Below are 11,412 nucleotides of genomic sequence, written 5' to 3' on the forward strand. Positions count from 1 at the left end.
CCTGTCCGAGGAGGAACTCGTGCCCCTGGTGACGCGGGACGCGATGGTCGGCGTGGCCAAGGTGACGGCACCATGAGCGCGCCCCTGGACATCGAGGGCCCGGCCGCACCGCCGCGCTCCAACGGCGAGCTGGTGTTCGCCGAGCCCTGGGAGAGCCGCGCCTTCGGCATGGCCGTCAGCCTGTACGAGGCGGGCGCGTTCACCTGGCCCGACTTCCAGGCCGCACTCGCCGCCCGGATCGCGGCCTGGGAGTCCACAGCGGCGCCGGAGGAGCCGTACAACTACTACCGGCTCTGGCTCGCCGCCCTGGAGGACGTCCTCACCGGCCTGTGCGCCGTGACACCGGAGGAGGTCACCGCGCGCGCCGAAACCCTGGCCCAGCGCCCTCCCGGCCACGACCACTCCGACGACCACTCCCACCCGCACCCGCACCCGCACCCGCACCCGCACTGAGCCGAAGGGCGCCGGGCCGTCCCGAGCACGATGACGGCCTGGTGACCTCATGCCCCACCGGAGCAACGCACCGTACGCGCTGCCTTTCCAGCGAAGGAATTTCTTCATGCCTGTCAGAAACAAGCTGCTCGCGGCCGTGGCGATGCTGACCGCGGTTGGTGGCCTCGGAACAGCGGGAACGGTGGCCGCCGGCGCCGCCACCGCGGAGTGCGGCGACCGCTGCATCCAGATCTACAGCGCGAAGTTCGGCACGGCCGCGCGGCCCCATCTGGTGGAAACCGTGTACCGAGGAGTGGCGGAGGTCGGTCGGCCCACCGTCATGCGCCCCGTCAGCACCACCGATCCGGCCGGGGACATCGTCGGTCACCGAGCGGGCCTGGTGTCCGACTTCTACAAGGACGGCCTGCTGTCCGCCGAGGTGAACCGGCATTACGGCACCCTGCGTGCGGTGGAGGTCGAGTACGCGCCGCACGGCGAGCGCACCGGCCTGTGTGCGGGCCTGGCCACCACCGCGTACCAGAACGAGGGCCTCACCCTGCAGAAGTGCGGGGCTTCCGCCAAGACCGTCTGGATCATCGACACCGCGGATTCGCCCTCGACCGCCGCCCAGGGGCACTTCCCGCTGGTCAACGGCTCGACCACGGACTTCGAGCACCCCTACGCGATGACCTTCACCCACGACTCCCCCGACCACGGCCGCTCCAGGGGCCGCGACCACCGGACCACGGTGCCCGGGCAGATCCGGGTCGCCAGGCTCATGGGCAACCCGTCCCACGTACCGGCCGGTCAGCTGTGGGGCACGACCAAATAGGCGGCCCATTTCCCGTCCGGCGTGATCGCGGCGACGTGTCGTCGTCTCCCCGTGCGCACCGAGCTTGTGCAGGAGGTCGCACCGCGTCGCAGTCGACCGCTCTTGCCCTCACCAAGATAGGAGCATATGCTCGTAAACGCGTCGCACCCTGCGCGGCCCCGCGGATCCCCCCGCGCACTCCACGACCCACCGTCAGAAAGCCTCACCATGGAAACCCCCGCCGGACCCGCCTACGAGCGTCGGCAGACACGCTCCACGGCGGCCGAGCCCGCCCCGGGTGATCACACCGCCCTCCGCCGTCGGCCGCCGGTGAAAGCCTGGCTGCAGCCGGCCCTCATCGCCCTGATCGTCGTGGCGGCCTTCGTCAGCTGCTACGTGGGTCTGCAGCGCGACCCGCAGCCGCATCACGTCCCCCTCGCCGTCGCCGGTACCGACCTGCCGGGCGAGATACACCGGGCACTCGGCGACAGCGTCGAGGTGCGCCCCGCCGCCGACGCCGATACGGCCCGCCGGGCCCTGGAGCACCACGACGTCGTCGCCGCGCTCAGCACCGGCGGTCCGGGCGAGCTGCGCCTGGAGGTGGCGGGAGCCAACGGCACGTCCACCACGGCCGCCGTGAAGTCCCTCGTCGGTGCCTACGCCGAAGGGGCCGGCATGCACGTCAGCACGGAGGACGTCCGGCCGCTGGCCCACTTCGACGCCCGCGGACTGGCCGGCTTCTACCTGGCCTTCGGCGTCACCCTCGCCGGTTTCGTGCTGGGCTCGAACACCGTCGGCCTGGCCGGTCTCCTGCATCTGCGTCACCGGTTCTGGCTGCTGAGCGGCGCTTCCGCGGCCATCGGCGCCGTGGCCGCGATCATCGCGGGGCCTGTTCTCGGAGCGGTACCGGCCCCGGTCGTTCCGTTGATCGCCACCCTCGCCCTGCTGGCAGCGGCGGCGGCCTTCACCACCAAACTGCTCGGCACCTACCTCGGCCCCATCGGGCTCCCGGTCGCCACCCTCCTGCTGCTCACCGTCGGCAACGCCACCAGCGGCGCCACCATCGGGGAGGACCTGCTGCCCGCCGCGGCCCGGGCCGTCTCCGCACTGCTGCCACCCGGCGCCGCCGTCCGCGCCATCGCCGACCTCGGCTACTTCCACGGCGCGCACGCGGCAGGACCCGTCATGACACTGGCCCTGTGGGCCGTCGTCGCCGCGGTGCTGCTCATCCCGCGTGGCCGCCTGGAACGGCGGCGCGCGTCCACCACCGTCTGACTCCCGCGTCCCTCCCGGCGCAGTCGGCCCGACCTCCCAGACCCGTGATCACCCACCGAGAGGAACAGTGACGAGGAACGACTCCACCGCGACGGTCAGTGTCACCGGCGAAGGCCGCGACGGCGGCCGGATCAACGCCGTGGCGGTCTGACCCAGGAGGCCGGCCGCCTCCCGCCGGACCACGCACACCCATGAACGGAAAGAGAACAGAGATGCCGGACATCACCGGAACACGCAAGGCACGCTACCTGCTGGCAGCCGCGGCGGCCGTGGCCGTCGTCGGCGGTGCGGCGCTCGCACCGTCGGCGTCGGCCGGCGGATCCGCCGCGAAGCCGCCCGCGAAAACCTTCGAACTGGTCGGCAAGCAGACCTCGTCCGGGGAAGTCGATCTGGGCGAGCCGGGCATCAGCGTGGGCGATCAGCGGATCGTGCACGAGGACCTCTACCGCGACGGCGAGAAGGTGGGCGATCACAGTTCGGCCTGCACCTTCACCCGGGTCAGCCCGGCCGCCCTCCAGTGCATCGGCACCTTCGCGCTTCCCGAGGGGCAGTTCACCGCGCAATCGCTGCTGCACCTGCCCGCCCCGTCCTCCGTCGACGTCGGCATCACCGGCGGCTCGGGCGCCTACAGCACCGCCCAGGGATTCGTCCGCACCGTTCCCGCGGGCCCGACCGAGCGGCACTTCACGGTCCACCTCCAACACTGAGGCGTACGGGGCCGCTTCGGGTGAGAGAAGCCGGTACACATGACAAAGGCAAGGAGGTCACCCACTCCTTGCCACTCTCAACTTATAGCGCACGGGGGGCCTTGCGGCAAGACCCCGGTGATGCCGCAGAATCACCGGCCTCGACCAGAACCTGCGGAAACGGGGGGCCTTGATGATCGACGTGCTCGTGGTCGGCGGCGGACCGACCGGCTTGATGCTGGCCTGCGAACTGCGGCTGCACGGCGTACACGTGGTCGTGCTGGAGAAGCTGACCGAGCCGACCGAGCAGTCCCGCGGGCGCGGTCTGCACGCGCGCAGCGTGGAGATGATGGACCAGCGCGGCCTGCTCGACCGGTTCCTGGCGGTCGGTGAGAAGTTCCGGGCCGGCGGGCTCTTCGGCGGCGTCATCAAGCCGTGGCCGGACCGGCTGGACACGGCTCATCCGTTCGGCCTCGCCGTCTCGCAGCCGGCCACCGAGCGGCTGCTGAACGAGCGTGCCCTGGAAGCCGGTGCCGAGATCCGGCGGGGCCGGGAGGTGGTCGGGCTGAGCCAGGACGCGGACGGGGTGACGGCCGAGCTGGCGGACGGCACGCGGCTGCGCTCGCGGTACCTCGTCGGGTGCGACGGCGGCCGCAGTACGGTGCGCAAGCTGCTCGGTGTCGGCTTCCCCGGTGAGCCCTCGAAGGTCGAGACGCTGCTGGGTGCCATGGAGGTGACCGAGGATCCGGCGACGATCGCCGCCGTCGTCGAGGAGGTCCGCAAGACACGGTTGCTGTTCGGTGCCATTCCCGACGTGGACGGGAACAAGGGGGTGTACCGCATCGGCGTCCCCGCCGACGGGGTGGCCGAGGACCGTACGACCGCGCCGACCCTGGAGGAGTTCAAGGGGCGGCTGCGGGCCGTGGCGGGCACCGACTTCGGGGCGCATTCTCCACGCTGGCTGTCCCGGTTCGGTGACGCCACCCGGCAGGCCGAGCGCTACCGGGTCGGCCGGGTGCTGCTGGCCGGCGACGCGGCGCACATCCACCCGCCGACCGGGGGGCAGGGGCTGAACCTCGGCATCCAGGACGCGTTCAACCTCGGCTGGAAGCTGGCCGCCGAGGTGGCCGGCTGGGCGCCGCAGGGCCTGCTGGACAGCTACCACGCCGAACGGCATCCGGTGGGCGCCGCCGTACTGGACAACACCCGCGCGCAGATGACGCTGCTGGGGACCGGCCCGGGTGCGACCGCGCTGCGGGAACTGTTCGACAGGCTGATGGACTTCGAGGAGGTGAACCGGTACGTCACCGGGATCATCACCGCGGTCGACGTGCGCTACGACCTCGGGGAGGGACACGACCTGCTCGGCCGGCGCCTGCGGGACGTCCAGCTGAAGCGGGGCCGCCTCTACGAGCTGATGCGCGGCGGCCGTGGCCTGCTGCTCGACCGCACCGGCCGGCTCTCGGTGGCGGGCTGGGCGGACCGGGTCGACCACGTCGACGACGTCGGCGAGGAACTCCAGGTGCCCGCGGTACTGCTGCGGCCGGACGGCCATGTGGCCTGGGTCGGCGAGGACCAGCGGGATCTGCTCGACCACCTGCCGAAGTGGTTCGGCGCGGCCGTGGACTGAGCGGGCGGGTGCGGTCACCAGCGCGTACGGCGCGAGCGGCGCCTTCCGGCCGCACCCGCCCCTGTCGGGTCAGCGGTTGACGTAGGTGAGGCTGGTCGCGTCGTAACGGCTGCCCGCGATGTGCTCGGGCGGGGCCGCGGCCTCGATCGCGGCGATGTCCTCGGCGGACAGCTTTACGTCCAGCGCCGCGAGGTTCTCCTCCAGATACCGCTGCCGCCGGGTGCCGGGGATCGGCACCACGTCGTCGCCCCGGTGCTGCAGCCAGGCCAGGGCGAGCTGACCGGCGGTGACGGACTTGGCGGCGGCCAGCTCGTCCAGCTTCGCGACGATCGCCAGGTTCCGTTCGAGGTTGCCGTCGGCGAAGCGTGGCTGGCTGCGCCGGACGTCGGTCTCCGCCAGTTGCTCCACCGAGTTGTAGCGGCCGGTCAGGAAGCCGCGTCCGAGCGGCGAGAAGGGGACCAGGCCGATGCCGAGCTCGCGGCAGACCGGGACGATCTCCGCCTCCAGGTCCCGGGTCCACAGCGACCACTCGCTCTGCAGCGCGGAGATCGGATGCACCGCGTGCGCCCTCCGGATGGTCTGCGCGCCGGCCTCGGACAGCCCGAGGTGCCGTACCTTGCCGGCCCGCACCAGCTCGGCCATGGCCCCGACGGTCTCCTCGATCGGCACCCGCGGATCGACCCGGTGCTGGTAGTAGAGGTCGATGTGGTCGACCCCGAGCCGGCGCAGGGAGGCCTCGCACGCCTGGCGCACGTAGGCGGCGTCGCCGCGGATCAGGGTGGGCTCGCCCAGGCGGTTGGCGAAGCCGAACTTGGTGGCCAGCACCACCTCGTCGCGGCGCCCGGCGACGGCCCGCCCGATCAGCTCCTCGTTGTGCCCGGCGCCGTAGAAGTCGGCGGTGTCGAGCAGGGTGACCCCGAGGTCGAGGGCGTGGTGGAGCGTCGCGACCGACTGCGCGTCGTCCGCGGCGCCGTACCCGTGGCTCATGCCCATGCAGCCGAGTCCCTGCGCGGAGACCTCCAGTTCGCCCAGATGCCGGGTGGGGACGTCGGTCATGCTGCTGCCTCCTGGACTCGTCGGACCGTTCACCCAGGACGCTAGGTATTGGAGTGCACTCCATGTCAAACGAGAGGCAACCACGACGGCGTCACCCGTAGAGTTGCGTGATGTTCGAAGGAAAGCTGGTAAGACTGCGCGCGCTGCGCTCCGAAGACGCTGAGCACCATGTCCGATGGCGCAATGACCCGGAGGTGGTGCGCTGGGCCGCCGGAGGTGACCCGTGTTTTGGTCCGGTCACAGCGGAGGCGGTCGGACTCGGCTTCGAGACCATGCTGCGACTGAACCCCAGGGAGTCGGCCGTGTTCACGGTCGAGGACCTGACGGACGGGACAGTGATAGGCATGGCCGACTACCGGGACCTCGACCCGTACGCCGGAGTGGCCACGCTGGGAGTCACCATCGGCGAGCGGGAGTTCTGGGGCCGCGGTCACGGCAGTGACGCCGTGCGGCTGCTGGTGGGCCACCTGTTCGGTGCGTACTGCCTGAGCCGGCTGGAGCTGGACACCTGGAGCGGCAACGAGCGTGCCGTGCGCGCCTTCACCAGGCTGGGCTTCCGTGAGGAAGGCCGCCGCCGGTCGGCTGTGCTGGTGGAGGGGAAGCGCTACGACCGCGTGCTCTTCGGGATGCTACGCGAGGAGTGGGCGGACTCCGTGTGACGCCGTGGATGCTCTTGCGGGGCGCCCCGTCGCCGCGGCCTCGGGCGGTTCGGGCAGCCAGTCGCGGGCCGGGTCGTACTCCAGCCATCGGCTGCGCCCTGCCCGCGCGGCGCAGGCGGCGATGAGGCCGTGCAGCCCCGGGTGCCCGGTGCCGGTGCGCCACACCAGCGACCAGGCGTACAGCGGCGTGGGGTGGACGAGGAGTTCCTGGACCTGGCGGCCGCGCTGCTGGGCAGGGGCCTGGCGGTGTTCTCGATGGACGGCCCGGGGCAGGGTGCGCTCGCGGCCACGACGGTTCTCCGGCCGGAGTACGAGCAGGTCGTCGGCCGGGTCGTCGACGCCCTCGGCGTCGCCCGCGTCGGGCTCGTCGGCCTCAGTCTGGGCGGCTACTTCGCGGCCCGCGCGGCGGCGCTGGAGCCGCGGGTGGCGGCGGTCGCCACCGTCAGCGGCCCCTTCCGCCTCGACTGGGCCGAACTGCCCCCGCCGGTACGGGACATCATGGCCCGCCGCACCGAAGGAGCGGACGCCGCCCGTGCGTTCGCCCGCCATGTCGACCTCACCGGCCTGGCTCCGCGCATCGCGGCCCCGCTGCTGGTCGTGGACGGCGGCCAGGACGTCATCCCCGGTGTGACCGACGGCGAGCCCCTCGCCCGACTGGCTCCGCGCGGCACCTACCTGCATGTCCCGCACGGTGACCACCTCCTCGGCAACGCCCGCCCCGACTGGCTGCCCCGCCTCGCCGACCACATCACGGCCGCCCTGACCGCGCCGCCGGCGTGAACCCGCTCCGACACGCACGGTCCCGCGAATCCGGCCAGAGCGGCGAGGACGGCCAGGGTGAGCGGGGCCGGGGAGGGTGAGCGGAGCCGACGAGGGTGAGCGGAGCCGGGAAGGGTGAGCGGAGCCGGGAAGGGTGAGCGGGGCCGGGGAGGGTGAGCGGTGCCGACGAGGGCGCGGAATCCGGAGGTGATCGGCGGTCTCGATGGCCGGAAGGCGCCGTGAACAATCTGATTCATCCGCTGCCGCTCCGGCCAACCGGATCGCACGGACCATAGGCTTCCGCTCCCTCTGGACGGCATGACCGGTACGCGAACCCAACGGAGTTGGCCGTAGGCCTTGTCGGGTCCCCACCCCGGTGCCATAGTTGCCCCGCCGATGAGTCAGATTCATTCCGGGCGCCGGGAGGTGTTCTCGTGTCAGCAGAGCGCAAGGTACCGGCCAAGGGCAGCGGGACGACACCCAGGCCTTACCGGCCGGGCTACGAGCTGGTCGCCGAGCAGCTCCTCGGGTACATCGCCGAACAGGGCCTGCGTCCCGGCGCGCGGCTGCCGACCGAGGCGGGGCTCGCCGAGATCCTCGGCACCTCGCGCAATGTCACCCGCGAGGCGGTGAAGGTACTGGCGGCCCTCGGCCGGCTCAGTGTCCGGCGGGGCGCCGGCATCTTCGTGGCCGACTCGCCCGGCGGGCTCGCCGACGACGACATGACGCACTTCCAGCCGACCAGCATGGAACACGTGCTGATGCTGCTGGACTACCGCAGCCTGATCGAGGCCGAGACCGCCCGCCGCGCGGCCGGCCAGGCGGCGCCGATCGAGGTGCGGAACATCCAGAAGGGCGCCGAGCGCTCCCTGAGGGCCGGCCGGGAGGACGACGCCGACGCCTTCTCCGTGGCCGACCAGCTGTTCCACGACGCCGTCGGCATCGCCGCCCACAACATCTTCCTGCGCTCGAGCGTCACCAACGTACGACGTCTGGCGGCGCAGTCCGACGTGCTGCTCTTCCACGGCGACACACCCGGCTCGCTGGAGGTGGCGGGTCGCCAGCACATGGCGATCGCGGACGCCATCGCCGCAGGGGACGCCGACCGTGCCGCCACGCTGATGACCGAGCACATCGCCACGACACGGCAGCAGTTCGAGCGTCGTATCCGCGACCGTCTGTTCAATGTCGCCCCGCCCGGCGCCGGCCCGGCCGCGTCCGCCGCATCGGGGACCACCACCGCCGGCACGGACGCCGCCGGCGCCGGCGACACCCCCGAGCCCACCCCGCCGGTGACGTCCGCCTCCTGACGCGAGGTCGCCGCCGGGGTGTTCCCCAGGAACGAGCCGCCCCTCTCCCCCTCCCCTCCCCTCCCCTCCCCTCCCCGCAGGCGATTGGATTCCCATGTCCATACCCTCAGCCCCACCCCGCCGCTCCCGGCGAAGAAGCGCACTGACCGTCCTCGCCCTGGCCGCCGCGGCGCTCCCCCTGACCGCCCCGCACGCCCAGGCCGCCCCGCGGGCCGCCGATCCGCCCCCGCTGAAGATCTATGTCTCGCCCGACCACGGCCGCGACACCGGCTCGGGCACCTCCAAGCACCCGTTCCGGACGCTCGGTCACGCACGGGACTTCATACGCGGCATCAACCGTGACATGCGGCGTGACATCGATGTCGAGCTGCTCTCCGGCACCTACCGGCTCACCGACACCTTCACCCTGACGCCGCGCGACTCGGGTACGAACGGCCACCGCGTCGTCTACGAGGCGGCTCCGGGCGCGCACCCCGTGATCAGCGGCGGCAGCCAGGTCACCGGCTGGGCTCCGGTCGACGCCGGCCACACGGTGTACAAGGCGCACGTGGGTGACCTCGACACCCGGCAGCTCTACGTCGACGGCGAGCTGGAGACACGGGCCCGTGGTCCGGAGAACCCGCCCGGCTTCTCCAAGACGGCGACCGGCTACAAGATCACCGACACCCGTCTGGACTCGTACAAGAACCAGTCCGACATGGAGGTGGTCAGCAAGTGGGGCTGGATGATGATGCGCTGCCCCGTGCAGTCCGTCTCCGGCACCACGATGACCATGCGGCAGCCCTGCTTCCACAACGCCAACCTCCACGAGGGCCAGGAGATCCAGAACCCCACCTGGCTGGAGAACGCGCGGGAGCTGATGGACACCCCCGGTGAGTGGTACCTCGACAAGAGCGAGGGCGACCTGTACTACATGCCCAAGAAGGGGCAGGACCCGGCGACGGCGACCGTGACCGTCCCGCGCGTGCAGGACCTCGTGGACCTGGACGGCACCAAGGACCACCCGGTCGGCAACGTCTCCTTCCGGGGCATCACCTTCTCGTACTCGACCTGGCTCGCCCCCAGTTCGGACGACGGGCTGATCGAGGGCCAGGCCGGCTTCCGTATCGTCGGCGACGACAATCCGGACTTCGACTCCACCCGCCTGAAGTGGGTCAAGACGCCCGGCGCGGTCAACGTCAGCCACGGCCGGGGGATCTCCTTCGAGGGGAACACCTTCACCCACCTCGGCGCCGTCGGCCTGAACCTCAACACCGGGACGCGGGGCACCCACGTCACCGGCAATGTGTTCCGGCAGATCGCGGCCACCGGCATCCAGGTCGGCGGCGTCGAGGTCGTGGACGCCCACCCGGACGATCCACGGGACATCACCAAGGACAACACCGTCGACAACAACGTCGTCACCCATGTCGCCGACCAGTACAACGGCTCCCTGGGCATCTTCGCCGGCTACACCGACCACACCGTGATCAGCCACAACAGGGTGTACGACCTGCCGTACAGCGGCATCTCCGCGGGCTGGGGCTGGGGCCTGACCGATCCGGGCGGTGACACCAACTACCCGGGCAACTCCGGAGTACCGGTGTGGGACACCCCCACCACCTCCCGTGACAACGTCATCAGTGACAACGAGATCAGTGACATCATGAAGTCACAGGCCGACGGCGGCGCGATCTACACCCTGAGTGCCAACCCCGGCGGCATCGTCTCCGGCAACTACATCAGGAAGGTTCCGGAGCTGGCCTACGGGGCCATCTACCAGGACGAGGGCAGCCGTTACTGGCACACGACCAACAACGCGTTCTGCGATGTCGCCTATCAGTGGCTGCTGCTCAACCACGGCATGGACATCACCGCCGACTACAACTTCACCACCACACCGAAGTTCAGCGCGCAGTTCAACAGCACGGACGACACGATCGTGCACAACACGACGGTCGACGGCTGTGAGCAGCTGCCCGCCTCGATCGTCGGCAACGCCGGTCTCCAGCCGCCGTACCGGCACCTCGACCCGGACCCGGAGACCGGTGACCACACGGCGCCGACGGTCCCCGGCAAGCCCGGCGCGGTCGCCGGCCTGCCCACCGTCGTGGATCTGAGCTGGCCGGCCGCCACCGACGACAACGGTGTCACCGGCTACGCGATCCACAGCGGCGGCAAGGTGGTCAGCGCGTCCAAGGGCGCCTCGGTACGCATCGCGAACCTCACCGCCGGGGCGTCGTACACCTTCACGGTGACCGCCCGCGACGCGGCGGGCAACGAATCACCGCCCAGCGCGCCCGTGACGGTCACCCTGCCCGACGGCGCGGACCTGGCCCTGCACAAGCCGGTCACGGTCTCCTCCTACTCCGATCCGAACACCCCCGAACTGGCCGTGGACGGCGACCTGTCCACCCGCTGGGCGCAGGGCCTCGGCCTGCCCGACCCGTCCTGGATCCAGGTCGACCTGGGCAAGGTCACCAACGTCTCGGGTGTGGTCACGACGTTCGAGAAGCCCAGCGGCTACAAGTACCTCCTGGAGTACTCCGCCGACGGCCTGAACTGGTCGGCGCTGGACGACCACACCGCCGGCCACACCACCGCGCAGACCGCCTACTCCCTCCCCGACGCCCCGGTCGACGCCCGCTATCTGCGCCTGACCGTCACCGCCTCCAGCTGGAACGGCGGCAGCGTCTACGAACTCCAGGCCTACGGCGGCTTCTAGGCCCTGTCGTCAAACTCCCGTCTGCCGCGCGACGCCATGCACGCACTCTCGCCGCACCGGGCCCCGACCCAAGTACATCCAGTACGAGGG

At 71.3% G+C, this 11,412-nt stretch carries 10 protein-coding genes and 1 pseudogene; 9 read left to right on the forward strand and 2 right to left on the reverse strand.

All coding sequences use genetic code 11. The features are described from left to right. Positions 1-72: 72 nt before the first annotated feature. From AB0L21_RS39185 to rox, 5 genes are all read left to right on the forward strand, one after another. Positions 73-453: a nitrile hydratase accessory protein gene (locus tag AB0L21_RS39185; protein ID WP_365788723.1), complete on the forward strand. Its 381-nt coding sequence runs from the start codon at positions 73-75 to the stop codon at positions 451-453. A 106-nt stretch (positions 454-559) separates the two neighbouring features. Further along, entirely contained in the window at positions 560-1,264 is a 705-nt protein-coding gene (locus tag AB0L21_RS39190) for a hypothetical protein (protein WP_365788724.1), read from the forward strand. A gap of 207 nt (positions 1,265-1,471) precedes the next feature. Beyond that, complete coding sequence (locus AB0L21_RS39195; protein ID WP_365788725.1) at positions 1,472-2,518, forward strand: hypothetical protein; 1,047 nt, start codon at positions 1,472-1,474, stop codon at positions 2,516-2,518. Between the two features lie 212 nt (positions 2,519-2,730). Next, entirely contained in the window at positions 2,731-3,225 is a 495-nt protein-coding gene (locus tag AB0L21_RS39200; RefSeq protein WP_365711348.1) for a hypothetical protein, read from the forward strand. Positions 3,226-3,397: 172 nt separating this feature from the next. Further along, complete coding sequence (rox, locus tag AB0L21_RS39205; protein WP_365711346.1) at positions 3,398-4,834, forward strand: rifampin monooxygenase; 1,437 nt, start codon at positions 3,398-3,400, stop codon at positions 4,832-4,834. A gap of 69 nt (positions 4,835-4,903) precedes the next feature. Here rox and AB0L21_RS39210 read toward each other — a convergent pair whose 3' ends face one another. Next, on the reverse strand, positions 4,904-5,890 hold the full coding sequence (locus AB0L21_RS39210) for an aldo/keto reductase (RefSeq protein WP_365788726.1): 987 nt from the start codon (positions 5,888-5,890) through the stop codon (positions 4,904-4,906). A 110-nt stretch (positions 5,891-6,000) separates the two neighbouring features. Between AB0L21_RS39210 and AB0L21_RS39215 the strand changes: the two genes are divergently transcribed. After that, positions 6,001-6,549: a GNAT family protein gene (locus tag AB0L21_RS39215; protein WP_365711342.1), complete on the forward strand. Its 549-nt coding sequence runs from the start codon at positions 6,001-6,003 to the stop codon at positions 6,547-6,549. On the opposite strand, the pseudogene AB0L21_RS39220 reads toward AB0L21_RS39215, so the two are convergent. Then, a pseudogene (locus AB0L21_RS39220) lies at positions 6,520-6,750 on the reverse strand (hypothetical protein); the annotation flags it as partial. The gene AB0L21_RS39215 and the pseudogene AB0L21_RS39220 sit on opposite strands and share 30 nt — an antisense overlap. Here AB0L21_RS39220 and AB0L21_RS39225 point away from each other — a divergent pair. The 3 genes from AB0L21_RS39225 to AB0L21_RS39235 all read left to right on the forward strand — a co-directional run bounded on the left by AB0L21_RS39225 (position 6,742) and on the right by AB0L21_RS39235 (position 11,322). Next, entirely contained in the window at positions 6,742-7,329 is a 588-nt protein-coding gene (locus AB0L21_RS39225; RefSeq protein ID WP_365788727.1) for an alpha/beta fold hydrolase, read from the forward strand. The pseudogene AB0L21_RS39220 and the gene AB0L21_RS39225 sit on opposite strands and share 9 nt — an antisense overlap. 413 nt (positions 7,330-7,742) lie before the next feature. Further along, entirely contained in the window at positions 7,743-8,618 is an 876-nt protein-coding gene (locus AB0L21_RS39230; RefSeq protein ID WP_365788728.1) for an FCD domain-containing protein, read from the forward strand. Positions 8,619-8,712: 94 nt separating this feature from the next. Next, positions 8,713-11,322 (forward strand): discoidin domain-containing protein, encoded by a 2,610-nt coding sequence (locus AB0L21_RS39235; protein ID WP_365788729.1) that lies wholly within the window; start codon positions 8,713-8,715, stop codon positions 11,320-11,322. The last annotated feature ends 90 nt before the right edge of the window (positions 11,323-11,412 follow it).

It is taken from the genome of Streptomyces sp. NPDC052721, from assembly GCF_040678315.1.
In the GTDB taxonomy this organism is placed as follows: domain Bacteria; phylum Actinomycetota; class Actinomycetes; order Streptomycetales; family Streptomycetaceae; genus Streptomyces.